Source organism: Streptosporangium nanhuense, from assembly GCF_059358815.1.
Map to the genome: position 1 here is coordinate 72,671 of NZ_JCADBG010000005.1, position 24,403 is coordinate 97,073.

General features: G+C 70.9%; 22 protein-coding genes. 16 read left to right on the forward strand and 6 right to left on the reverse strand.

The features are described 5' to 3' along the window. Window positions 1–46: 46 nt before the first annotated feature. Both AC5L38_RS12060 and AC5L38_RS12065 read right to left on the reverse strand, forming a co-directional pair. Complete coding sequence (locus AC5L38_RS12060; protein ID WP_495242850.1) at window positions 47–640, reverse strand: HAD family hydrolase; 594 nt, start codon at window positions 638–640, stop codon at window positions 47–49. Between the two features lie 162 nt (window positions 641–802). Further along, window positions 803–1,174 (reverse strand): hypothetical protein, encoded by a 372-nt coding sequence (locus AC5L38_RS12065; RefSeq protein WP_495242851.1) that lies wholly within the window; start codon window positions 1,172–1,174, stop codon window positions 803–805. Between the two features lie 199 nt (window positions 1,175–1,373). Between AC5L38_RS12065 and AC5L38_RS12070 the strand changes: the two genes are divergently transcribed. The 8 genes from AC5L38_RS12070 to AC5L38_RS12105 all read left to right on the forward strand — a co-directional run bounded on the left by AC5L38_RS12070 (window position 1,374) and on the right by AC5L38_RS12105 (window position 8,817). Continuing rightward, window positions 1,374–2,249: a MurR/RpiR family transcriptional regulator gene (locus AC5L38_RS12070; protein WP_495242852.1), complete on the forward strand. Its 876-nt coding sequence runs from the start codon at window positions 1,374–1,376 to the stop codon at window positions 2,247–2,249. A gap of 2 nt (window positions 2,250–2,251) precedes the next feature. Continuing rightward, the gene (locus tag AC5L38_RS12075; protein ID WP_495242853.1) at window positions 2,252–3,010 is read left to right on the forward strand and encodes a sugar isomerase domain-containing protein; all 759 of its coding nucleotides are present in this window, start codon (window positions 2,252–2,254) and stop codon (window positions 3,008–3,010) included. A 117-nt stretch (window positions 3,011–3,127) separates the two neighbouring features. Next, the gene (ngcE, locus tag AC5L38_RS12080; protein WP_495242854.1) at window positions 3,128–4,540 is read left to right on the forward strand and encodes an N-acetylglucosamine/diacetylchitobiose ABC transporter substrate-binding protein; all 1,413 of its coding nucleotides are present in this window, start codon (window positions 3,128–3,130) and stop codon (window positions 4,538–4,540) included. 140 nt (window positions 4,541–4,680) lie between these two features. Then, window positions 4,681–5,583, forward strand: coding sequence for a carbohydrate ABC transporter permease (locus AC5L38_RS12085; protein ID WP_495242855.1), 903 nt, complete (start codon window positions 4,681–4,683; stop codon window positions 5,581–5,583). A gap of 11 nt (window positions 5,584–5,594) precedes the next feature. Continuing rightward, a complete protein-coding gene (locus tag AC5L38_RS12090; RefSeq protein ID WP_495242856.1) occupies window positions 5,595–6,494 on the forward strand; it encodes a carbohydrate ABC transporter permease in 900 nt (299 codons plus the stop codon). 265 nt (window positions 6,495–6,759) lie between these two features. Then, window positions 6,760–7,665 (forward strand): chitosanase, encoded by a 906-nt coding sequence (locus tag AC5L38_RS12095; protein ID WP_495242857.1) that lies wholly within the window; start codon window positions 6,760–6,762, stop codon window positions 7,663–7,665. A gap of 113 nt (window positions 7,666–7,778) precedes the next feature. Then, a complete protein-coding gene (locus AC5L38_RS12100; protein WP_495242858.1) occupies window positions 7,779–8,402 on the forward strand; it encodes a helix-turn-helix domain-containing protein in 624 nt (207 codons plus the stop codon). Between the two features lie 82 nt (window positions 8,403–8,484). Continuing rightward, window positions 8,485–8,817, forward strand: coding sequence for a hypothetical protein (locus AC5L38_RS12105; protein WP_495242859.1), 333 nt, complete (start codon window positions 8,485–8,487; stop codon window positions 8,815–8,817). A gap of 77 nt (window positions 8,818–8,894) precedes the next feature. Here AC5L38_RS12105 and AC5L38_RS12110 read toward each other — a convergent pair whose 3' ends face one another. Continuing rightward, window positions 8,895–9,578, reverse strand: a complete 684-nt coding sequence (locus AC5L38_RS12110; RefSeq protein ID WP_495242860.1) for a DNA alkylation repair protein — start codon at window positions 9,576–9,578, stop codon at window positions 8,895–8,897. A gap of 82 nt (window positions 9,579–9,660) precedes the next feature. Continuing rightward, window positions 9,661–10,350: a TetR/AcrR family transcriptional regulator gene (locus tag AC5L38_RS12115; RefSeq protein WP_495242861.1), complete on the reverse strand. Its 690-nt coding sequence runs from the start codon at window positions 10,348–10,350 to the stop codon at window positions 9,661–9,663. A 520-nt stretch (window positions 10,351–10,870) separates the two neighbouring features. On the opposite strand from AC5L38_RS12115, the gene AC5L38_RS12120 reads away from it, so the two are divergent. From AC5L38_RS12120 to AC5L38_RS12140, 5 genes are all read left to right on the forward strand, one after another. Next, window positions 10,871–12,388: a glycoside hydrolase family 3 protein gene (locus AC5L38_RS12120; protein WP_495242862.1), complete on the forward strand. Its 1,518-nt coding sequence runs from the start codon at window positions 10,871–10,873 to the stop codon at window positions 12,386–12,388. Window positions 12,389–12,490: 102 nt separating this feature from the next. Further along, window positions 12,491–13,192 carry a pentapeptide repeat-containing protein gene (locus tag AC5L38_RS12125; RefSeq protein ID WP_495242863.1) on the forward strand — a complete coding sequence of 234 codons (702 nt, stop codon included), beginning with the start codon at window positions 12,491–12,493 and terminating at the stop codon, window positions 13,190–13,192. 94 nt (window positions 13,193–13,286) lie between these two features. Further along, complete coding sequence (locus AC5L38_RS12130) at window positions 13,287–14,192, forward strand: SDR family oxidoreductase (RefSeq protein WP_495242864.1); 906 nt, start codon at window positions 13,287–13,289, stop codon at window positions 14,190–14,192. A 292-nt stretch (window positions 14,193–14,484) separates the two neighbouring features. Next, complete coding sequence (locus AC5L38_RS12135) at window positions 14,485–15,498, forward strand: nitronate monooxygenase (protein ID WP_495242865.1); 1,014 nt, start codon at window positions 14,485–14,487, stop codon at window positions 15,496–15,498. Window positions 15,499–15,916: 418 nt separating this feature from the next. Beyond that, window positions 15,917–16,750 (forward strand): ATP-grasp domain-containing protein, encoded by an 834-nt coding sequence (locus AC5L38_RS12140; protein WP_495242866.1) that lies wholly within the window; start codon window positions 15,917–15,919, stop codon window positions 16,748–16,750. Window positions 16,751–16,823: 73 nt separating this feature from the next. Here the strand turns inward: AC5L38_RS12140 and AC5L38_RS12145 are convergent, their stop codons facing one another. Then, entirely contained in the window at window positions 16,824–19,355 is a 2,532-nt protein-coding gene (locus AC5L38_RS12145) for a M14 family zinc carboxypeptidase (RefSeq protein WP_495242867.1), read from the reverse strand. Between the two features lie 201 nt (window positions 19,356–19,556). Beyond that, complete coding sequence (locus AC5L38_RS12150) at window positions 19,557–20,318, reverse strand: SDR family oxidoreductase (RefSeq protein ID WP_495242868.1); 762 nt, start codon at window positions 20,316–20,318, stop codon at window positions 19,557–19,559. 238 nt (window positions 20,319–20,556) lie between these two features. Between AC5L38_RS12150 and AC5L38_RS12155 the strand changes: the two genes are divergently transcribed. From AC5L38_RS12155 to AC5L38_RS12165, 3 genes are read left to right on the forward strand one after another with little or no spacing between them, the layout of a single operon-like run. Then, on the forward strand, window positions 20,557–22,413 hold the full coding sequence (locus AC5L38_RS12155) for an ABC transporter substrate-binding protein (RefSeq protein WP_495242869.1): 1,857 nt from the start codon (window positions 20,557–20,559) through the stop codon (window positions 22,411–22,413). A 6-nt stretch (window positions 22,414–22,419) separates the two neighbouring features. Beyond that, on the forward strand, window positions 22,420–23,463 hold the full coding sequence (locus tag AC5L38_RS12160) for an ABC transporter permease (protein WP_495242870.1): 1,044 nt from the start codon (window positions 22,420–22,422) through the stop codon (window positions 23,461–23,463). Next, the gene (locus tag AC5L38_RS12165) at window positions 23,460–24,392 is read left to right on the forward strand and encodes an ABC transporter permease (RefSeq protein WP_495242871.1); all 933 of its coding nucleotides are present in this window, start codon (window positions 23,460–23,462) and stop codon (window positions 24,390–24,392) included. The genes AC5L38_RS12160 and AC5L38_RS12165 overlap by 4 nt, the downstream gene beginning before the upstream one ends. The last annotated feature ends 11 nt before the right edge of the window (window positions 24,393–24,403 follow it).

Sequence of the window (24,403 nt, forward strand, 5' to 3'; positions counted from 1 at the left end):
CGCTCTCCGGCCACGCCGCGAGCGCCTGTTTCTCCAGGCGGTGTGCCTAGCGGAGCGAGGGGCGCACGTCGATGACCGTCATCCCGGCGGCGAGGGCGGAGGCCACTCCCTCGTCGGTGTCCTCGTAGGCGACGCAGGCGTGCGGGGCGACGCCGAGGCGGCGCGCCGCGAGGAGGTAGACGTCGGGGGCCGGCTTGCCGTAGCGGACGTCGTCCCTGGTGACCACGGTGTCGAAGAGGGGGAGCAGGCCGGTGAGGCGCAGGGTCTCCTCCACGGCCTGGCGGGCGCCTCCCGAGGCCACGGCCATCGGCACCCGTCCCCGGTGCGCCTCGGCGACGGCGCTGACCGTCTGGTGCGGGGTGATCGTGGGGATCAGCCACTGGTAGGCGTCCAGGGCCGCCGCGTGCACCGCCCGGTAGTCGAGCTCGGCCCCGGTCTCGGTCTCGAGCTCGGCCAGCAGGCGGTCGGCGGACAGGCCGGTGCGGGATTGGTACCAGGCGGGATCGAGGTCGACCTGCCATCCGGCCAGCGCGGTCCGCCAGGCGCTCTCGTTGGCGGCGGCGGTGTCGACGAGGGTCCCGTCGCAGTCGAAGATCAGGGCGGCGTACGGCGTGGAGGGCTGGAGTCGCTGATGGAGCATGTTCGCCTAACACGTGACAATGGAACCTTCCATCACCTTACCGCGCACGAAAACAAGCAATCGCTTGCCTGGGGGGTGGTCGCGTCACCATGACGGGTGAGACCGCGACGGCGAGTGCGCGGGCGTGTTGGACCTGCCGGGGTGGAGAACCCCCGGGGGGGTCTAGCCGATGTCGTCCCAGCCGTCGTGCCGGGCCCTGGCCAGCTCGGCCTCCATCTCCTCCAGCTCCCGCATGAACCCCTGGAACCCCCTCGGGCCCAGGCGGCGCCAGACGAGCAGCTGCAGGGAGCGGGTCTCCTCGTCGATGGACGGCGGCTCCTGGCGGAGCGGCGCGAGCATCTCCTCGGCCTGCCGGTCCGCCGCCTGGAGCTCCTCGACGGTGAAGCGGACGCCGTGCTCGCGCTCCAGCAGCCGGATGTGCGGGTCGTTGCGCAGTCTCTGGTCCCTGGCGCGCCGGGCGCGCCGGGCGGCCAGCTCGTCGTGGACGTGCGCGCTGGAAACCTGGTGCGGCGTGTCGGCCGGACGTCGAGTCATCGTGGGGTTCGCCTCCGTCAGGCGGCTCCTTTTCTGGAACCTCTGTTAGGAACGACGCTCGAAAGGCGCCGGAGGTTGTCGGAATTTTCCCCCGAAGCCCCGGCGCCGTGGGCGTTGTGCCCCCAACCGTGCCCTCGACGGCCTTGACGCGAGCTTGACTTGAGAATAATTTTCACCCAGATGACTTCCGATGAAAGGAATGCTTGTGGCCGCTGGCGCGCTCGGACGCATACAGACCGAGACGCCCGCGCTGCCCGAGGCGCTGCGCCGGGTGGGGGAGGCGATCCTGGCCGACCCCGCCGAGGCCGCGCGCTCCACGATCATCACGCTGGCCGAGCGGAGCGGCAGCTCGCCCGCCACGGTGACCCGCTTCTGCCGGGTGTTCGGCTTCGCGGGGTACGCCGGGCTGCGGGTCGCGCTGGCCACCGAGAACGGGCGCGTCGCGCAGGCCAACTGGGACGCGGGGGTGGGCCACGAGATCGGCCCCACCGACCCGCTCGACGCGGCGATCGGCGTGATGGCCGCCGCCGACTCCCGGCTCATCCAGGAGACGGCGGCCCAGCTGGACGCGGGCACCGTCGCCAGGGTCGCCGAGGCCATCGTCGCGGCCCGTCGCGTCCTCATCTTCGGGGTCTCCACCAGCGGGGCGGTGGCCCTGATGATGGGCGGCCGGCTGCGCCGGATCCGGGTCCCCTGCTGGAGCCACGCAGACGCGCACGAGGCGCTCGCCGACGCCGCGCTGCTCGGCGAGGGCGACGTCGCGATCGGCATCTCCCACCAGGGCCGCACCCGCGAGGTGCTGGAGTCCCTCGGCGAGGCCGGCGACCGGGGGGCGCTGACCGTCGCGGTCACCTCCTTCGCCCGCTCCCCGCTGGCCGAGCTGGCCGACCTGGTCCTGACCACCGCCAGCCGCGAGACCACCTTCCGGCTGGGCGGCCTGGCCGCCGTCCATTCCCAGCTCTTCGTCCTCGACACCGTCTACGTCGCGGTCGCGCAGCGCACCTATGAGCAGACCAACGAGGCCTTCGAGCTGACGATCCGGGCTCTGGAGAGCCATCGGGTGGAGAGGAGCTGACCGTGGAGATCGGTGCTTCCGAATACGTTCACGAGGTCAAGGCCCTGGTGGACGAGGTCTCCAGGACCCAGGCGGCCGCGGTGGGGGCGGCGGCGGGGCTGATCGTCGCCTCCCTGAGCGGCGGCGGCGTGGTCCAGGCGTTCGGCTCCGGCCACTCCGAGGCGATCGCCATGGAGATCGCCGGGCGCGCGGGGGGCCTGGTGCCCAGCAACCGCCTGGCCCTGCGCGACGTCGTGCTGTACGGGGACGCCCCGGTCGGCATCCTCCTCGGAACGGCCGGCGAGCTGGAGCGCGACCCCTCGGTCGCCCGGCGGATCTACGACCTGGCCCCCGTCCGGCCGGGTGACGTGTTCGTGCTGATCTCCAGTTCCGGGGTGAACGGGTCGGTGGTCGAGCTGGCCTCGATCGTCAAGGAGCACGGGCACGACCTGATCGCCCTGACCTCGGTGCGGCACAGCACCGCGATGACCTCCCGCCACCCCTCGGGCCGCAAGCTGCTCGACCTCGCCGACGTGGTGCTCGACAACCGGGCCCCCTACGGTGACGCGGTCCTCCCGCTCCAGGGCGGCGGCACGTTCGGGGCGGTGTCCACGATCACCTCGGCGCTGCTGGCCCAGATGGTCGTGGCCGAGGTGGTGCGCGGCCTGACCGAGGCGGGCCTGACCCCGCCGATCTACCGCTCCGCCAACGTGACCGGCGGCGACGAGCACAACCGCGCCCTTGAGAACCGCTACGCCGGAAGGATCCGGCGAGGTGCCTGACCACCGTCTCCCACTCCCGGGCCACCTCTCACTCCCGGGCCACCGCCTTCCACTCCCGGGCCACCTCTCACTCCCAGGCCACCGCCTTCCACTCCCAGGCCACTTCCAGGAGGAAGCATGACCCAGCTATCCAGGCGCGAGCTCCTGCGCAGCGCGGCCCTGGCCGGCCTCACCCTGCCGGTCCTGTCCGCGTGCGCCACCCCCGCGGGCAACGGCGGCGGCGCCGCCTCCTCGGCGCCCGTCGTCGGGGCCACCAGCGCGGCCAACCCGCTCGGCTTCGCCGAGGACAGGCCCCTGGAGATCTGGATCTTCGACGGCGGTTTCGGCGACGCCTACGCCACGGACGTCCACGAGCCGCTGCTCATGGCCAAACACCCCAAGCTGGAGATCAAGCACAACGCCACCAAGGAGGTCGCCAAGACCCTCCAGCCGCGCTTCGCCGGTGGCAACCCGCCGGAGTTCGTCAACAACTCCGGCGCCAACGCGATGGACTTCGGCGCCCTGGTCCAGGACGGCCAGCTCGCCGACCTCACGCCGCTGTACGACGCTCCGAGCTGGGACGACCCCGCCGTCAAGGTGCGCGACACCATCGACCCGAACGCGATCGAGCTGGGCAGCTACGACGGCAAGCCGTACGTCCTCAACTACGCCAACACCGTCTGGGGCATCTGGTACTCGCAGAAGCTCTTCGAGGCCGAGGGCTGGCAGGTCCCCAAGACCTGGGCCGACTTCCTGGCACTGTGCGAGACCATCAAGAAGTCGGGCAAGATGGCGCCCTTCACCTACGCGGGCAAGCACCCGTTCTACATCTACGAGGCCATCCTCACGCTCGCCGCGAAGATCGGCGGCAAGGACGTGCTGAAGAACATCGACAACCTCCAGGACGGCGCCTGGAAGGCCGAGCCGGTCAAACAGGCCGCGGAGGCCTTCGTCGAGATCGGGTCGAAGTACCTGCTGCAGGGCACCGCGGGGCTCGACCACGTGCAGACCCAGACGGCGCACAACAAGGGCCAGGTCGCCATGCTGCCCTGCGGCTCCTGGCTGGAGAACGAGCAGAAGGACTCCACCCCGGCCGACTTCGGCTACGCGATGTTCGCCCTCCCCGACTTCGGCTCCTCCGACGCCCTCCCGTACGGCACCCTGCACGCCCAGCCGGGAGAGGAGTACGTCGTCCCGGCGAAGTCGGCCAACCCCCGCGCGGGCCTGGAGTACATGCGCGCCATGCTCTCCAAGGAGGGCGCGGGCAAGTTCATGGAGCTGGTCTCCACGCTCACGGTCGTCAAGGGCGCCGACGAGGGCCGTACGCTCAAGCCCGGCCTCAAGAGCGCCTCGACCGCGCTGGAGGCGGCGGGCGACAACGCCGTCTGGTTCCTGTTCCGCAAGTGGTACGTCGAGCTGCACGACGAGGTGGCCGCCGCGACCGGGCAGCTCATGGCCGGCAAGCTGACCGTCGACCAGTGGGCGGAGCGCGCGCAGAACAAGGCCGACGCCGTCAAGAAGGACTCCTCGGTGAAGAAGTTCAGCCGGTGACGACGGCACGCGGCGGCGGGCCGTCACGCATGAGGCGGGGCGAGACGGCGAGCCGCCCGGGGAAGGACGACCAGGTCATGAGGCATGTCGCGACGGCGCCGCCGGGCGGCGGCGCGCCACCGAGGGAACGGTAAGCCGGGATGAACCACGGCAGGACACGGTTCGTCGCGGGGTTCCTCGCGATCCCCGTGACGCTCTACCTGATCTACGTGATCGCGCCCTACGCACAGGCCTTCTACATCGCGTTCACCGACTGGCGCGGGGTGAACGCGAGCCCGCGCCTCGTGGGCCTGGAGAACTTCCAGCGGCTGCTGGCCGACAACGTGTTCTGGCAGGCGGTCAGGCACAACCTCGTCCTGCTGATCCTGATGCCGGTCCTCACGCTGGGGATCGCGCTCTTCTTCGCCTTCCTGCTCAACGCGGGCGGGCGGGGTGGCACCGGGGGCATCTGGGGGTCGAAGTTCTACCGCGTGGTGTTCTTCTTCCCCCAGGTGCTGGCCGTCGCCGTGGTCGCCGTCCTGTTCCAGCAGGTCTTCAGGCCCGACCGCAGCGGCATGCTCAACGCGCCGCTCATCGCCCTGGGGTTCGAGCCGGTCGGCTTCCTGTCCAGCACCGACGTCGCGTTCTGGTCGATCCTCGCCGTGCTGGTCTGGCAGGCGGTCGGCTTCTACGTGGTGCTCTTCTCGGCGGGCATCGCCTCCATCCCGCGCGACCTGTTCGAGGCGGCGGCGATCGACGGCGCCGGGGGGCCGCAGCTGTTCCTGCGGGTCACGCTGCCGCTGCTGTGGGACACCATCCAGGTCGGCTGGGTCTATCTCGGCATCGCCGCGCTGGACGTCTTCGCCATCGTGTGGGTGATGACGGCCGAGCACGGCGGCCCCGACCACTCCACGACCGTGATGGCGGCGGAGATCTACCGCACCGCCTTCCAGTACTTCAAGTTCGGCTACGCCTCCGCGATGGGCGTGGTGCTGTTCTTCTTCACCATCGGGTTCGCGGCGCTGGCCCTGCGCCTGTCGCGGCGTGAGCGGATCGAGTTCTAGTGGCGGACGTCGTGATTTCCCCGAGCAGGGCCCTCGCCCGCGAGGAGCGCAGGAGGCGCCTGGGACCCCTGTCGGCCCTGACGCACGTCGCGCTGCTGGTCTGGACGGTCCTGGTGGTCGTGCCGATCGTGTGGACGTTCCTCGCGTCGGTGAAGAGCGAGGACGAGATCTTCGGCGACGCCTGGTCGCTGCCGGCGTCCCTGCGCCTCGACAACTGGGCCCGCGCCTGGGAGCAGGCGCACATCGGCCAGTACATGATCAACAGCGTCGTGGTGGTGGCCTTCGGCACCTTCGGCACGATGCTGTTCGGCTCGATGGCCGCGTACGTGCTGGCCCGCTACCGCTTCCGGGGCAACCGGTCGATCTATCTGCTGTTCGTCTCCGGCCTGGCCTTCCCGGTCTACCTGGCGCTGACCCCGCTGTTCTTCGTCGTGCAGAACATGGGGGCGGTCCCGGTGATCGGCCCGTTCATCGGCCTGAACACGCACGGCGGGCTGATACTCGTCTACATCGCCTACTCGCTGCCCTTCACCGTCTTCTTCCTCGCGGCCTTCTTCAGGACGCTGCCGGGGGCGGTGGCCGAGGCGGCCTTCGTGGACGGGGCCTCGCACGCCCGGGTGTTCTTCCAGATCATGCTGCCGATGGCCAAGCCGGGCATCGTCAGCGTGACCATCTTCAACGTGCTCGGCCAGTGGAACCAGTACCAGCTGCCCCTGGTGCTGCTCAACTCCGACCGGGACAAGTGGGTGCTCACCCAGGGCATCGCCGACATCTCCACGGCCGCGGGCTACGACGCCGACTGGTCGGCCCTGTTCGCCGCGCTGAGCATGGCCATCCTGCCGATGCTGATCGTCTACACGCTCTTCCAGAGCCAGATCCAGAAGGGCCTCACCGCGGGCGCGCTCAAGTAGGTCCGCTTGAGCCTTCCATAAGGCTGTCTTCAGGTTCCTCCGGCGCGGACGGGTTGACGTATGGGGAGTGGTGAGGAGTAGGTTCGTTAGGAAAGTTTCCTAATGAGCGGCGCGGGCTCCCTCGCCCGGCGCCATCTCCTCGACCCCCGTATCCTCTGTCCGCCCGCGCTCCTCGCCCCCGTCCCGGAGAGCCCCCACGCAGGGGTGTTCCCCCTTCTCCGGAGAGCCTCCGGGCGTTCCTCCATCCCCTTTCCTGGAGAGACACGTGCCCTTCTCGTCGAACCCCCGCTCCGGCCGCCGCACCCCGCGCCTCCTGCTGGCCTCGGCCGCGGTCGCCGTCCCGGTCCTGATCGCCTCCGCCGGTGCCGGGCACACCGTGGCGCTCTCCCTCGCGGCGGGATCCGCGGTGGTGCCCGCGGCGGTGCCCGCCGGTCTGTCGGCGTCCTCGGCGTCCTCTGCGGCGGTCGACCTCACCGACCCGCGCAAGAAGGACATCGCCATGCAACTGGTGTCCAGCGCGGAGAACTCCTCGCTGAACTGGAAGGCGCAGTACAAGTACATCGAGGACATCAAGGACGGCCGCGGCTACACCGCGGGCATCATCGGCTTCTGCTCCGGCACCGGTGACATGCTCGACCTCGTCGAGCGCTACACCCGGCTCAAGCCGGGGAACGTGCTCGCCAGGTATCTTCCCGCCCTGCGCAAGGTCGACGGCACCGCCTCCCACAAGGGCCTCGACCCCAACTACACCAAGGACTGGGCCACCGCCGCCAAGGACACGGTCTTCCAGCAGGCCCAGAACGACGAGCGCGACCGGGTCTACTTCAACCCCGCGGTCGACCAGGCCAGGAAGGACGGCCTGCGCGCCCTCGGGCAGTTCGCCTACTACGACGCCATCGTCATGCACGGCGGCGGCACCGACCCCCAGAGCTTCGGCGCGATCCGCAAGAACGCCCTGAAGAAGGCGAAGTCCCCCGCCCAGGGCGGCGACGAGACGAAGTACCTGCACGCCTTCCTCGACGCCCGCAAGGTCGCCATGAGGGCCGAGGAGGCCCACGAGGACACCAGCCGCGTCGACACCGCCCAGCGGGTCTTCCTCAACAAGGGCAACCTCGACCTCGACACCCCGCTGTCCTGGAAGGTCTACGGGGACCCCTTCAAGATCAGCTGACCGCCCGAGGCCCCGGCGGCACCCCACCCCGCCGGGGCCCTTCTCCGCGACACCCCGGCAGGCGTCGTTGACGTTCTCGAATAACGAGAGTTGTCGTCAGCTGTATGAGAGCGTTGGCTCCCGAGCTCATGCCCATCTTCCGGTCGCGACTCCAGGCCCGCCTGCTGGCCCACCTGTTCCTGGCCGCCGACGACGAATCCACGATCACCGATCTGGCCGAGGTCCTCGGTTCTCCCCTTCCCACGGTCCAGCGCGAGGTTCATCGCCTCGTGCGCGCCGGTCTCCTCCGGGAACGCAGGATCGGCAGGGCCCGGCTCGTCGGAGCCAACACCGAGACCGCCGCCTCGCGACCGCTGGCGCAGCTGCTGGCCGTCACCTTCGGTCCTCCCGCGATCATCTCGGAGGAGTTCGCGTCGCTGTCAGGGGTCGAACGGCTCGTCATCTTCGGCTCCTGGGCCGCGCGCTACCACGGCCGGCCCGGCCCGCAGCCCAACGACGTGGACCTCCTGGTCGTCGGCTCGCCATCCCGGGGGGATGTATGCGACGCGGCGGAGCGAGCCGAGCGCCGTCTGGGCATTTCCGTGAATCCGGTGTTACGGAGCGTATCCGCTTGGGACTCTGGCGGCGAAGGCCTGCTCCGTGAGATCGCGAACGGGCCGACGGTCGTCGTGGAGGTCGAGAGGGAGACCGCCGGTGCAGTGGACCATCGGCGAAGCCGCGATCCGCAAGCTTCTTGACAATCGTGAGCTCCAGCGGGTCCCTCTGGCCGATCACATGGCCGAGTCGATGCTCGAATCGGCGTGAAGCCACCTCGAATCGGTGGAGTTGATCCGTGACACCGACCCCGACGGCGCCTACACCCTCTGTTACGACGCCGCGAGGAAGGCTTCGGCCGCGATCCTGCAGGCTCAGGGGCTGCGTGCCACGTCCGCCGGTGGTCACATCGCCCTCAGGGGAGGCCGTCGCCGCTCAGTTCGGGCAGACCAGGGAGGCCGTCTGGACCACATGCGGCGCAGAAGGAACGTTCTCGAATACTCCGGTCAGCCCAGCGAGGCGGTCACCGGCGACGAGCTCGACGAGGCGACCACGTGGACCGCCGACATCATCGACTTCTGTGAGCGCCCGGTGTCGCGACTCGACCTCTTCCCGTAGCGGCCGCTCCGCGGGCAGTGGTCATCGGAATCGTCGTTCGTCTCAAGACATGAACGGATGAAGCGCGGGTTCCCGGGTCATCGGGCCGGGAGGTTCTTCAGGGCCTCGCGGCGGCTCAGGCCGCTGATGCGGGTGTGGTCGACGTAGCGGACGACCTCGCCGGGGTTCGTCTTGGCGTACTCGCGCAGGGCCCAGCCGATCGCCTTGCGGGCGAAGAAGTCGTTGTCGGACAGGCTGGGCTCGATGCAGGCGTACAGCAGGCCGGTGTCGGTGGCGGACTTGAAACGGTTCTGGCTGAGGATGGCGGTGCGGCGCTTCCACAGGTCGGTGCCGCGGGCCCAGCGGAGCATGAGGGGGCGCATGGTGTCGGGGAAGGCCGCGAGCAGGCCGCCGACGCGGTGGACGGCGAGCTCGTCGACGTAGTCCCACCAGGCCCCGGTGACGATCATCTCCTCGTACATCGGCAGCGCGTCGAGCGTCTGGAAGGCGCGGTAGAGGCGGAAGCCGGACAGCTCGATCGCCGCGTAGCGCTCCTCGCGGTACTCGGCCCCGCGCCACAGCGCCAGCGTCGCCTCCCGCCACGCGGACGCCGCGTCGACGGGGTAGTCGGCGAAGACCCGCTTCAGCGCGGCGCGGCGGGGGGCGGCCTGCACGCCGAGGAACGGCATCGACGACTTCATGTAGGCCTGCATGATCGGGGCCTTGGCGGGGTCGGCCACGTCGGTGAGCGCCATCCGCACGGCCTTCTGCAGTATCTCCATGCTCGCCCACCACTTCCCGTTCGCTTCGCGGACGCTTGATTCTCACAGGCCGAGCCGCTCGCCGCGCCGGGTTCCGCGGGCGTCATGCCTTCTGGCTGCTCCGCTCGCCGGTCGCCAGGCCGTCGAACAGGACGGTGATGTAGTGCTCGGCGAGGCCGGTGGTGTTGAGACGGCCCCCGGGGCGGAACCAGCGCACCGCCACCCAGATGGTGTCGCGGATCATGCGGTAGGTGAGCTTGGGGTCGACGTCGGCGCGGAACAGGCCCTCGGCCTGGCCGAGCTTGATCTGCTCGACCCACATGCGCTCGACCTCGTCCTCGGCCTTGACCAGGTAGTCGAAGCGGTCGCCGGGCAGCGACCTCAGGTAGTTCCAGTCGTTCTGCATGACGGTGATCGCCGCGCGGTGCGGCTCCAGCGTGCTGAACCCGATGCGCACCATCTCTGAGAGGATCGTGCGGGGGTCGCCGTTCTGGTCCAGGGCGGTGCGGTAGCGGCCGACGAGGTCGTCGAGGAAGGTGGTCAGCACCTCGTCGACGATCGTCTCCTTGGAGTCGAAGTGGTGGTAGAGGCTTCCCGAGAGGATGCCCGCCTCCTCCGCGATCTCCCGGACGGTGGTCGCCTGGAAGCCCTTGCGGGCGAAGAGCTCGGCGGCGAGTTTGACGAGATGGTCGCGGCGCTCCGAGGCGGGGCCGGATGTGGCCGCGCGCCTGGTCCCGCCCTGCCGCTTGACCGGGGTCGTGGTCGCGCCGCCGGAGTTCTTTCGCGTGTTCACCGCACCATTATGAGCCCTTGCGCAATCGCTTGTTCACCGGAACGCGCCAGCTCATTCCCGTTCCTGGCTCCGGCCGGGCACCCGCCACGTCCGCCACGGGGGCGTCGCCGACGCGGTCCGTACCGGGCGGGTCGCCGAGAGGGGGACCCCGCGCCGGGCGCGGGCCGGCCGGACGGATTCCGGCGTCACCCGGCCGTGCGGACGGAACCGCCGGTTCCGCCTGCCGTAGGACCGGATTCGCCGGTGCCGTCGGCGGATCCGTCGTCTCGCGCGGGTGACGGCGTACGCGGACGGCCGCGTTCTCGGCTCCGTACCAGCGGATCTCGACCCCGTCCATCGTCCCCGGCCGCAAAATCCTGAGCCAAAGGCCTATGGTCAGCCCACTAGCAATTAGGAAACTTTCCTATTAGATTTGCGCAGAGCCGCTGTGGGAGCGCTTTCCCCAGGGGTCCGGTTCGCAACGTGGTGTCTGCGCGTCTTCGGCAGGAACGCCGACCGGCCGTCAGGCGAGGAGGGGTGAATGAAGCGCGGCCCAGAGCTGCTCCGTCTGGCGGAGACGGTCGTCTTCCCCGGCTTCGAGGGCAAGACCCCGCCCGACTGGCTCCGACGCCGGCTCGGCGAGGGGCTGGCCGGGGTGGTGCTGTTCTCCAGGAACATCGCCACCCCCTCCCAGGTGGCCGATCTCACGGCCGCGCTCCGCGAGGAGAACCCCCAGGTCCTGGTCGGCATCGACGAGGAGTCCGGTGAGGTCACCCGCCTGGAGGCGGTGGGCGGGAGCACCCGGCCCGGCAACTTCGCCCTCGGCGTGGCCGATGACGTCGGCCTCACCGAGGAGCTCGCCGCCGACCTCGGCCGCGACCTGGCCCGGGCGGGCGTCAACCTCAACTTCGCCCCCTCGGCCGACGTGAACTCCAATCCCGACAACCCGGTCATCGGCCTGCGCTCCTTCGGCGCGGACCCCGACCTCGTCGCCCGGCACACCGCCGCCTGGGTACGGGGGATGCAGTCGGCGGGGGTGGCCGCCTGCGCCAAGCACTTCCCCGGCCACGGCGACACCTCGGTCGACTCCCACCACGGCGTGCCGCTCGTCGCCGCCTCCCTCGGAGAGCTGCACGACGTGGCGCTGCGGCCCTTTCGCACGGCCGTCGAGCAGGGGGTGCGCACGGTCATGACCGGGCACCTGCTCGTCCCCGCCCTGGACCCCGCGATGCCCGCCACCCTCAGCCGCCCGGTCCTGCACGACCTGCTCAGGGTCGAACTCGGCTTCGAGGGCGTCATCGTCACCGACGGCATCGAGATGGCCGCCGTCTCCGGCCCGTACGGCATCGGCGGGGCCTCGGTCCTCGCCGTCGCCGCGGGCGCCGACGCGATCTGCGTGGGCGGCGAGCACGCGGGGGAGGAGACCGCGATCGGCATCCGCGACGCGATCGTGGACGCCGTGATCGAGGGCAGGCTCTCCGAGGAGCGCCTCGCCGACGCCTCCCGGCGCGTCTGCGAGCTCGCCCTCTGGACCACGACCGCCCACCGGAACGCGCCTTCGGGCCTCTCCGGCGCTCCGGGCGCCCCGTCGATCGGCCTGGCCGCCGCCCGGCGGGCACTGCGGATCACCCGCCGCTCCTCGGCCGCGGTGTTCCCCCTGCCCGCCCCGCCGCACGTCGTCGAGCTCGCCCCCGAGATGAACCTCGCCATCGAGAAGGACACCCCGTGGGGCGTCGGCGAGCCGCTCGGCAAGCTCCTGCCCGGCACCACGGTCACCAGGCTGACCGCCCCCACGGCCACCGGAGGCGCCATCGAGGCCGTGCTCGCCGCGGCGGCCGAGCGCCCCCTGGTCATCGTCGTCCGCGACGCGCACCGCCACCCCTGGCAGGCCGACGCGCTCCGGCACCTGCTGGCCGCCCGCGCCGACGCCGTCGTGGTGGAGATGGGGTTGCCGGGCCGCTCCGACCTGGGCGCCGTCCACATCGCCACCCACGGGGCCGCCCGCGTCTGCGGCCAGGCCGCCGCCGAGCTCCTCGCCGGAGACACGGGCACCACCTGACCGGGCCCGCTCTCCTCGGGATACGGCGACCTCCCGGCGTACGGCGCTTCCCCGGGGTACGGCGCCGAGGATTCTGTCAGGGCGGGCTGCTTGAATCGCGGGATGGATGCGGCACAGTTGCTGGCGGACCAGCGGGAGATCCACGGGGTCGATCTGTCGGGGCTCTCGCTCGGCGATCACCTGACCGATGACGGGCCCTACGTGTTCAGGGAGTGCGACCTCACCGGCGCGGACCTCACCGGGGCGTCGCTGGTGGAGGCCTCGTTCGAGAAGTGCGTGCTGGAGGGGGCCGACTTCCGCCGCGCGGACCTCGACGGGGCGCGTTTCTCCGGCGGAGGGGGAGCGGGGCTCAGGTTCGCGAACGCCGAGCTCGTCGACGCGACCTTCACCGACGTCGACCTGTCGGGCGCGCGATTCGAGCTGGCCCTGCTCACCGACGTCACCTTCACCGGCTGCCGCATGATCGGAGCGGTGCTGTCCGCCTGCCGGGGCACCGGCTACCGGTTCGACGGCTCCAACCTGGCGCTGGCCGACCTCACCGGCTGCTCGCTCCGGGGCCTCCACCTGCGGGGCGTCCGCTTCGACGACGCCAACCTGTCGGGCTGCGACTTCACCAAGACCGTGTTCGAGGACTGCCGCGTGATCGGCGCCCGGATCGTCGAGACGGTCTTCACCAAGGCGGACCTGCGCGGTGCCGACCTCGGCGAGGTCGACGACACCCGCCTCCGGTCGCTGCGCGGAGCGGTCATCAGCCCCACCCAGGCCGCCCTCATCCTCGCCGGACGCGGCCTCACCGTGAACTGACGCCTCGAAGTCCGGCGCGGTGCGGGAGCACATCTAGACATGAAAGGTGAACAACCGGGAAACTCTGCATGATCGTGGCGAAAGGGGCCCTGGCATGCGCGGGATCTGTGACGGGCGTGTGGTGATCGTGACCGGCGCGGGGCGAGGCATCGGCAGGGAGCACGCCCTGGAGTTCGCCGGGCAGGGAGCCAGGGTCGTGGTCAACGACCTGGGCACCGGGCGCGAGGGCGACGGGCGCTCCGCGGGCCCCGCCCTGGCGGTGGTCGAGGAGATCCGCGACCTGGGCGGCCGGGCCGTGGCCAACAGCGACGACGTCACCGAGTGGGACGGCGCGGGCCGCCTGGTCAAGACGGCGCTGAGCGCCTTCGGGCGGCTGGACGTCCTGGTCAACAACGCCGGGTTCGTCCGCGACCGGATGCTGGTCTCGATGACCGAGCAGGAGTGGGACGACGTGATCCGGGTCCATCTCAAGGGCCACTTCCTGCCGCTGCGGCACGCGGCCGCCCACTGGCGGGAGCGGTCGGAGGCGGGCGAGCCCGTGGACGCCAGGGTGATCAACACCTCGGCCGGGGCGGGCCTGTTCGGCGGCGTCGGCCAGGGCAACTACTCCGCGGCGACGGCGGGCGTCGTGGCACTCAGCCAGGTCGCCGCGGCGGAGCTCGGCCACTACGGCGTCACGGTGAACGCGATCGTCCCGGCCGCTCGCACCCGGCTGACCGAAGACACCGCGACGGCCGGGCCGGCGGACGGCTTCGACGCCGCGCACCCGGCCAACGTCGCCCCGCTGGTGGCCTGGCTCGGCTCGGCGGAGTCCCGGCACGTCACCGGCAGGGTCTTCGAGGTCGAGGGCGGGGCCCTCTCCCTCGCCGACGGCTGGCGGCACGGTCCCCGCGCCGACCGGGGCGCCCGCTGGGACCCCGCCGACATCGGCGACGCCGTCGCCAAACTCCTCGTCGACGCCCCCGACCCGGAACCGGTTCGCGGGACGCAGAGCCCCTGACGGAACGGGGCGAGACATCAGCGCCGGGCGTCGAGCGGGATGTGGCCCACTTCGCGGGTGCTCCCCGCCCCTGTCCGGGACTCGGATCACGAGGTCCGCGATGCGGTCCGGCCCCGGCCGAACCGCCTGACAGAGCACCGCCGGACGTCTGACCTGGAGCGAGGTGGCGCCAGGCGGGGGCATAGGCTGCCAGAAGCCGATGGAGATGTCGCCCGTGCCGTGGCCGTCCGGTCCCGTTCATCGTCGCGGAGCCGGCGGCCGGGCCACGAGGGCGCCGGGGGAGGAGGAGCCGATGTCTGATCCGATGCCGTGGCCGTTCGGGCTGCCGGTCGTACAGGCTCCCATGGCCGGTGGGGCGTCCACGCCCCAACTGGCCGCGGCCGTGTCCGAGGCCGGTGGCCTGGGATTCCTCGCGGCCGGCTACAAGACGGCCGAGCAGATGCGCCAGGAGATCAAGCAGACGCGTGAGCTCACGTCCCGCCCGTTCGGGGTGAACGTGTTCATGCCCACGGCCGACGACGTCGACCAGGCCGAGATAGACGCCTACGCGCGGGTCATCGAGGGGGAGGCGCGGCGGCTGGGCGCCCCCCTGGGGGTCCCGCGTGGGGGCGACGACGATTTCACGGCCAAGGTCGAGGACCTGCTGGCGGATCCGCCCGCGGTGGTGAGTTTCACGTTCGGCTGCCCGGAGGACGAGCTGATCCGGGCGTTCCGCCACCGGGGGACCACCGTGATGGTCACGGTGACGTCGGCGGCCGAGGCGCGGCTGGCCTCGGCGGCCGACGTGCTGTGCGTCCAGGGGGAGGAGGCGGGGGGGCACCGGGGGTCGTTCACCAACGCGGACGCCGAGGAGTTGAGCCTGGAGCACCTGCTGTCCCGGGTGCGGGAGGCGTCACGGCTGCCCCTGGTCGCGGCCGGAGGCATCGCCTCGGCCGCCGACGTCTCCCGGGTCCTGTCCGCGGGAGCGGTGGCGGTCGCGGCGGGCACCGCCTTCCTGCTCTGCCCCGAGAGCGGCACCGGCGCGGTCCACCGCGCGGCGCTGACCGACCCCCGCTTCACCCGTACCGCCGTCACCAGGGCCTTCACCGGGCGTCCGGCGCGCGGCCTGGTCAACCGGTTCATGACGGAGTACTCCGGCCAGGCCCCCGCGGCCTACCCGCAGCTCCACCACCTGACGACGCCGCTGCGCCGCGCCGCGGCGGCCGGCGGGGACGCCGAGACGCTGCACCTGTGGGCCGGGACCTCCTGGAACCGGTCGCGGAACACACCGGCGGCGGACGTCGTCGCGAACCTGTCCGCGTTCTGAGAACGGCCTCCGAAGCCTCGGGCCCACCCGAAGATCCGAACTCGGTGCGGGCCGGTGTAGTAGGCGGTCCAGGCCATGGAGTCCAGCTTGCTCTGCTCGTCGAAGGGCGGGATCGTGCCGAGGACGACGGCGAGAACGCCTCGCGGTGCCAGCTCGCCCGCCGCGGCGGCCATTGAGACGGCCGGCCGGAGCACCCGCCCACCGGAGCGCGCACGGACAGCGCAACACGCACGGACAGCGCAACACGCACGGACAGCGCGACGCGTACGGACCGCGCGGCCGCCACAGTCAAGCACCGTGCGAGTCCGTGCGGTCCCACCCGCACAGCCTGGAGATACGCGACATCCCGCCCATAACCCGTCATACGCCCATAGGTAAGGTGCCTTCTATTGATTTGGTGCTGACGTAAGGGGCTTCCGTGGGTGTTTCCGTGGCGTACGTGACCTTCGCCGACCCGGACGGGGTCGACGACGAGAAGGAGGTCGCCGTCGCGGCGTGGGCCGAGGAGGGGATCGCCGGGCAGATCGTGCGGTGGGACGATCCCGAGGTCGACTGGGCCGCGTTCGACGCCGTGGTGGTCCGCACGCCCTGGGACTACGTGGAGCGGCGGGCGGAGTTCCTCGCGTGGGCCCGCCGGGCGGAGTCGGTCACGCGGGTGCTCAATCCGGCGGCCGTGCTGGAGCGCAACACCGACAAGACCTACCTGCGGGAGCTGGACGCGCCGATCATCCCGACCTACTGGGTCGCGCCGGGGGAGGCCGTGGACTTTCCCGTCCTGGACGAGTACGTGGTCAAGCCCTCGATCTCGGCGGGGGCCCGCGACACGATCAGGACCGGGGACCGCGAGGAGGCCGAGGCCCACGCGGCCCGGCTGGCCGCCGACGGGCGGACCGCGATGATCCAGCCGTACCTGGACATGGTCGAGACCGAGGGGGAGACCTCGCTGCTGTACTTCGGCGGCCGGTTCAGTCACGCCGTCCGGCGTAACGCGATGCTGGTGGAGAACGCGAGCAGGCCGGGACAGGGGGACGGCCACGGGGAGCTCCGCACTCCCGAGCCCGACCAGTTCGCGCTGGCCGAGCGGGTGCTCGGTGAGTTCCCCGGGGTGCTCTACGCCCGGGTGGACCTGGTCCGCCTGGCCGACGGGAGCCCGGCTCTCATCGAGATCGAGCTCACCGAGCCGTACCTGTTCCTGCGGTACGCGCCCGAGGCCGCGGCCAACCTGGCCCGCGCCCTGGCCGAGGCGCTCTGAGCAGGTTCCGTACGAAACGCGACGGCGCGCGTCCCGGGGAAGGAGACGCGCGCCGCACCGCTGACGAAAAGGGTTACTGCGGCATCACCACCGCGAGCGGGGAGACCCCGGCGGTGCGCAGGGCACCGGGGAGCTTCCGGGCCCAGGGGTGTTCGTGCAGGTCGAGCTCCTCGGGGTTGGCGACCGTGAACCGGACGGCTCCGCCGGTGGCGGGCTGCTCGGTCCAGGTGGCGCCGAAGCCCTTCAGTGCCGCCACGACCTTGTCGCGGTCGGCCGCGGGGACCGTGACGCGGATCGGCGCGCCGCGGTCGGGGATGGCCGCGGCGGCCCGGGAGGCCTCGGGCGCGGAGGGGAGCGCCCGCGCCCTCGCGGAGGCGGATGGCAGGTCGGCGGTGATCGCGTTGGACACGATCTTCGCCGTGCCGTCGGTGAAGGCGCGGAAGTTCGGGTCGGCGGCGAACAGCACCGCGTGACCGTCGCCCACCGGTTCGTCGACCGCCGCCGCCGTCCCGCCGAGCTCCTCGGCGCCCAGCGCGAAACCGGACTGGTACCAGTCGGGTGAGTTCGCGGCCGGGTAGGCGGACACCACGTGCGCGGGGTTCGCGGCGCGCATGACCAGGTCGTACGCGTAGAACTGCATGACGCTCGACCCGACGCCCTTGCTCAGCGGGCCGGAGGCCACGGTGGTCCTGAAGAGCGAGCCGGGGATGTCCGAGGTCGGCTCGGTCAGCGTCACGCCGGAGACTCCGGCCAGGACGGCCAGCTGGGTGCCGCCCGCCCAGCCGATGTACCGTCCGCCACCGCCGACCCAGTCGCGCAGCGCCGCGCGCCCGGCGTCGCCGAGGGTGGTGTTCGCCGCGTTGGCCGAGCCGTCGGGCACGAGCACCACGTCGAGCCCGGTCAGCTTGCCCGCGGCGACGTCGGCCGGGGTGAGCACCGTGTAGGGCAGCTTCCAGTCGCGGTCGAGGCGGTGCCGCAGCCAGCCGGAGGACTCGGCGGCGTTCTGCGCGGTGCCGCCGGACAGCTGCAGGACCCCGATCCTGCGGGAGGTGGTCACCTTGGCCGACGGGGCGCCCACCGGCTGGACCGGCGTCGCGAGGGGCAGCAGCACCTGGCCGGAGGATCCGCCGGAGACGTTGCCGAGCAGCGGCAGGCTCCACGCGGTCACGTCGTAGAAGTAGGGGAACGGCGTGTAGGTGTCCTCGTTCAGCATGGCCTGGACCCAGTGCTTCTGGCCCTGGGCCATCGGGATCCAGTAGGTGCCCCTGGGCAGGGTGGTCCTGGCCTCGGGCCTGCCGTACGCCTTGAAGTCCTTGACCGTCAGCGGCAGGGCGAGCTTGAACACCTGGACGTCCATGCGCTGGAGCCGCCGTACGATCAGCTCGGTCTCGGCCTTCTTGGCCGGGTCGTCGGCGCGCAGGAAGTAGTGGCGCACCTTGCGGTCGGGAACCTGGGTGATGACCTCGTTGCCCGGGTTGTAGACCTGGTTCGGCTCCAGCTTGCCGTCGAGCCCCTGCTTGAACGCGTCGGCGTACATGCGGTGCCAGGTGGTGAGGATCTCGGTCTTCTTGGCCGCCGCGGACGAGAGCGAGACCCACTGGGTGAGCCACTGCTCGAAGGCGCGGGCGGCGATCGGGGAGGCGTTCCCCTTCTCGAACGTCATGCCCGCCGCGTTGAACCCGGTCGTCGGGACCGTGTCGCCGTAGCCCATGTAGAACATGTCGTAGACGTCGCGGTTGAAGAACGGGATCCCGCGCCTGGTGAACTCGTCGATCATCGCGGCGCCGTAGGTGTTGTTGATCCAGTCGATCGTCGGCTCGGCGATGTCGTGGTAGAACGGGTCGGCGTTCGGCGGGAAGAAGTACTCGGTGCCGCCCATCTCGTGGGCGTCGATGAAGAGCTGCGGCGGATACTTGCGCATCAGCTCGATCTTGCCGTCGGTCTCCGGCTGGGTCCGCGCGAACCAGTCGCGGTTCATGTCGAACGAGTAGGCGTTGCGCCGGGTGTCGGCCTCGCGGCCGTCGGGGTTCTGCGTCGGCAGGATCACCACGACGGCGTTGTCCAGGATGCGCTTCGCCGCGCAGTCGTCCCGTCCGGCCAGGTCGTGCAGGGTCCTCAGCGCCGCGTCGGTGCCGCTCTCCTCGCCGCCGTGCACGTTTCCGGCGATCCACAGGATCGCGGGCGTGTTCCTGGCGAGGACCTTCGCCGCGGAGGCGGGGGTGAGGGGGTTGCGCAGCAGCTTGATCGAGGTCTCGATCGCGCGCAGGTTCCTGATGTTGTGCGAGGTGCCGACGATCGCGTACTTCAGCGGGCGTCCCTCGGCGCTCGTGGCCAGGGTGCCGGAGACGACCCGGTCGCTGGCCTTGTCGATCGCGGTGAGCAGGGTGTCGGACTCGGCCGAGGTGACCTCCCGCTCACCGAGATCGAAGCCGAGAACGCTCTTCGGCGTCGGCACCTTGCCGTTGTACGCGGGGGGAGTCTGGGTGGCGTCACAGGTGGTCACGGGGGGTGCGGCCGGGGTGGGATCCGCCTGGGCGGCTCCGGCGGGAAGGGCGATGGCAACGGCCAGCACGGCCGGTGCCATCACCTTGAAACGCTTCAGCATGAGGCAAAGCTGTCATCTGGAAGAAATGACGGCAAGAGGGGAAATTTTACGCTTGTGTTACGGATAGTGCTTTTGGGGCTTTTGTCACTAAGAGTGATAGCAATCGATTTACGGGCGAAAAGTCCGCTTCTGGCGGCGGAACTCCCTGGTCACCGGTGAGTCCTCCGGGGCGTTGACAGGCCCCCGGCCGCCGGTGGAGGGCTACGCGTGGCCGGAGATGCCGCCGTCGACCGGGATCACGGCCCCGGTGAGGTAGGCGCCGGCGCGCGAGGACAGGAAGATCGCGGTGCCCGCCATGTCCTCGGGGCTGCCGATCCTGCCCAGCGGGACGTGGGAGGCGACCGCCGCGCGCGTCGCCGGGTCGTCGAGCGCGAAGGCCATCATCTTCGACTCGAACGGCCCCGGGGCGATCGCGTTGACCGTGATCGCCTCCTTGGCGAGCCGCTGGGACAGGTGCCGGGTGAGCATGTGCACGGCCGCCTTGGCCGCCGAGTAGGCGTAGTTCTCCATCGACGGCACCCGGATGCCGTCCACCGAGCCGATGTTGATCACCCGGGCCGGGTCCTCCGGGCTCGCGGCGGCGCGCAGCAGCGGCAGGAACCGCTGGGTCAGGTAGAAAACGCCCTTGACGTTGATCCCCCAGAGCTTGTCGAAGGCCTGCTCGGGATACTCCTCCAGCGGCGCCCCCCAGGTCGCCCCGGCGTTGTTCACCAGCACGTCGAGCCGCGACTCCCGCTCCGCGACCGCCTCGAACAACGCGGACACCCCGTCCTCGGTGGACAGGTCGGCGGGTATCGCGGTGCATCCCAGCTCGGCGGCCGTCTTGCCGACCTCGGCCGCCTTCCGCGAGGAGATGTAAACCGTGGCCCCCGCGTCGACGAACCCGGCCGCGATCATCCGGCCGATGCCCCGGGACCCGCCGGTGACGACGACGGTCTTGCCTTCCACCGAGAACAGAGTCATGTTCTGTAGCATGCCGCACCCCGGTGATCTCGTCCATACCAACCGGTCGGTTCTATGTGGTCTAGCATCCCGTTCATTGCCTTAAATCCCCTTCGTATCGGTTCGTTCCGGCAAGCTTGAAAAATAATGTCGCCAAATAAAACGAGAGTGAAACAATCTTCCACCGCTCGTTGACACGCGCCGTTCGTATGGTGTGCCTTCGTTGTCAGAGGTCACCGATCCGAAGGTGGGGTACGGCATGCTCAGAACGGGTGCGCGCCTGGCGGTGCTGAGCCTGGGACTGTCGATGGCGCTGTCGGCGACGGCGCTTCCCCTGGCCCACGCGTCACCTCCTTCAGGGACTCCCGCGCTCGCCGCCGCCCGAGCCCCGCAGCCGGAGAAGAGGATCGTCCGGCTGGGCGCGACGCAGAGCATGGACTCGATGAACCCGTTCCTGGCGGTCCGGCTGATCTCGACGTCGATCCACCGCTGGACGTACGGCTACCTCACCGTTCCCGACCCCAAGACCCTGAAGCCGAGCCCCGATCTCGCCGAGTCGTGGAAGACGTCCCCGGACAAGCTGACCTGGACCTTCACGATCCGGTCCGGCGCCACCTGGTCGGACGGCAGGCCCGTCACCGCGGGGGACGCCGCGTGGACCCTCAACAAGATCATGACGGACGACGCGGCCAAGACGGCCAACGGCCCCGCCGTCGAGAACTTCGACACCGTGACGGCGCCCGACGACCGCACCCTCGTCATCAGGACGAAGAAGCCGCAGGCCTCGATGCTGGAGCTGCCGGTCCCGATCGTGCCCAAGCACGTGTGGGAGGCCGTTCCCGACGTCGGCACCTTCGAGAACGAGACCTACCCCGCCGTCGGCAGCGGCCCCTACATCCCCGTCGAGCACAGCAAGAACAACTACGTGAAGCTCAAGGCCAACCCGTCGTACTGGCGCGGCGCCCCCGGCATCGACGAGCTGCACGTCATCTTCTACGAGAACTCCGAGGCGGCCAACGCCGGGCTCAAGAAGGGCGACGTCGACTGGATCGGGCGGCTGGCACCCCCGCAGTTCGAGGCCCTCGCGGGTGACCCGAACCTGGTGCGGTGGAACACCCAGGGCCGTCGCGCCGGCTACCTGCAGCTCAACCCGGGTGCCGAGACGGCGGACGGCGAGCCGATCGGCGACGGGCATCCCGCGCTGAAGGACGCCAGGGTGCGCAGGGCGATCCACCACGCGATCGACAAGAAGACCCTCGTCGCGCAGGTGCAGAACGGGCTCGCCGTCCCGGCCGACGGCTCGATCATCCCGCCGATGTACAAGGAGTTCTTCTGGAGGGCCGAGGGCGACGAGGCCGTCACCTTCGACCCGGCCGAGGCCGGCCGCATCCTCGACGAGGCGGGGTACGCCAAGGGCGCCGACGGGATCAGGACCATGCCCGGCGGGGGCCGCAGGCTGGAGATGCGCTTCAGCGTCCACACCGAGGACCCCGTCGAGGACAAGCTCGCCCAGTTCCTCACCGGCTGGCTCAAGGACGTCGGCATCCAGATCACCACCCGCAGGCTCGACTCCAACAAGTTCACCGAGGAGACGGGCGGTACGGCGCTCTACGACATCGCGATCAGCGGCTGGTCGGTCAACCCGGACCCCGAGGAGGTCCTCGCCACCCACCTGTGCAGCCGCAGGCCCACCGCGAGCGGCGAGGGCGGCGGCACCGAGTCGTTCTTCTGCGACGACGAGTTCGAGAGGCTCTACCAGGAGCAGCTGGCCGAGCTCGACAGGCCCGCGCGCGTCGAGCTGATCAAGCGGATGCAGGAGCGGCTCTACACCGAGGCCCCCGTCATCGCGCTCTACTACCCCAACAACCTGGAGGGCTACCGCAAGGACCGGATCGCCTCCATCACCCCCATCCCGGAGGACAAGGGCATCCTGTACGGCGGGAGCGGCTACTGGCCGGTCTACTCCCTGCGGGCGGTGGAGCGCGCGGCCCCGGCCGATGACGACTCCACGGGCGTCGTCTGGGCCGTGGTGGCGGTGTCCGCCGTCGCGCTCGCCGGGGCCGGGATCCTCCTCCTCACCAGGCGGCGCCGCGCCACCGCCGACGACCGCGAGTAGCGGCCGGTGAGCACCCCGCCGGTCGAGCTGACGAAGGCGCCGCCACAGGACGATCGAGACGGTGCCCGCCGGAGCGTGGCGCGCTACGCGCTGACCAAGCTCGGCGGGGCACTGCTCGGCATCGGGCTGGTGATCGTCGCGACGTTCTTCCTGTTCCGCCTGATCCCCGGCGACCCCACCATCGCCTACACCCGCGACGTGCCGGTCACCCCGGAACAGCTCGCCCTGCTCAGGCGGCAGATGGGCCTGGACCGGCCGCTGGGCGAGCAGTTCCTGGACTTCGTCCTGCGGACCCTGCGGCTGGACCTCGGCACCTCGTACGAGTACCGCAGGCCGGTCGCCGAGCTCATCGGCGAGCGGGTGGGCCCGACGCTGCTGCTGGTGGGCACCGGGCTGGCCGTCGCGGTCGGCCTGGGCATGTGGCAGGGCACCAGGGCCGCCTGGCGCCACGGCGGCCGGTTCGACCGCTTCTCCACGGGGACCGCGCTGACCCTGTGGTCGGTGCCGACCTTCTGGCTGGGGCTGCTGCTGCTCATGGTCCTGGCCGCGGGGATGGGCCCGGTACCCGGCCTGTTCCCCACCCGGGGCATGGAGGACGTCGACGCGCCGGACGGGCCGCTCTACCTGTTGCACGTCGCCCACCACCTGGTGCTGCCGTGCCTCACCCTGGTCGCCGTCGTCTACGCGCAGTACCTGCTGGTCATGCGCTCCTCGCTGCTCGACGAGATCGGCCAGGACTACGTGACCACCGCCCGCGCCAAGGGCCTGCGCGACGACGAGGTCCGGCGCCGCCACGCGGTGCCGAACGCGCTGCTGCCGACGGTGACCCTGGTCTTCATGCAGATCGGCTTCGTGGTCGGCGGCGCGGTCTCGGTGGAGTTCGTCTACTCCTGGCCCGGCCTCGGCCTGCTGTTCGTCGAGGCGATCAGGGGACCCGACTACGCGGTCATGCAGGGGACCTTCATGCTCGTCTGCGTCGCGGTCATCGTCATGAACACGCTGGCCGACGTGGTCTACCACGTCCTGGATCCGAGGGTGAGGTCGGCGTGAGCACGAGGGAGGAGAAACCGGGCACGGCGGGCGGTGGCGCCGGGACGTCGCGTGCGATCGCCGGGGCTCGCCGCCGCGCCGCGTTCGCGCGGTTCCGCCGCGCGTACGGCCGCGACAGGGCCGGGCTGTACGGCGCGGCGATCCTGCTGGTCGCCGTCCTGGCGGCCCTCGTCACGCCGCTGGTCACCGACCCGTCCGGCATGGACGTGACCAGGGCGACGGGCGCCAAGATGGCGCCGCCGAGCGCGGACTTCCCGCTCGGCACCGACGAGTCGGGCCGCTCGGTCCTGCTCATGCTCCTGTGGGGCGCGCGGGTCTCGCTGCTCATCGGGTTCATGTCGGCACTGCTCAGCATGGTGATCGGCACGGTCTTCGGCATCGCGGCCGGGCACTTCCGGGGCTGGGTCTCGGCCGTGCTGATGCGGGTCACCGACTGGTTCCTGGTACTGCCCGCCCTGGTCCTGGCCCTGGTGCTCGCGGCCGTCCTCGGCGGTGGCGCGTCCACGATCATCCTGGCGATCGGGGTGACCTCCTGGGCCTCCACGGCGAGGCTGATCAGGGCCCAGACGCTGGCGGTCGAGGCCAGGCCCTACATCGAGAGGTCCAGGGCGCTGGGCGCGGGGCACTGGCACGTCATGACCCGGCACGTGTTGCCGAACGTCGCCCCGCTGGTCCTGGCCAACACCACCCTCACGGTGGCCAGCGCCATCGTCACCGAGTCCACCCTCGCCTTCCTGGGCGCCGACTCGGGCCAGGTGTCGTGGGGCGGCATGCTGCGCGGCTCCTACGACTGGGGCGCGGCCACCTCGGGCGCCTGGTGGTACGTGCTGCCGCCCGGCCTGTGCATCGTCCTGGTCGTCCTGGCGTTCACCCTCTGCGGGCGCGCCCTGGAGACCGTACTCAACCCGCGCCTTCGGGGGGCCTCGTGACCGTACTCGAC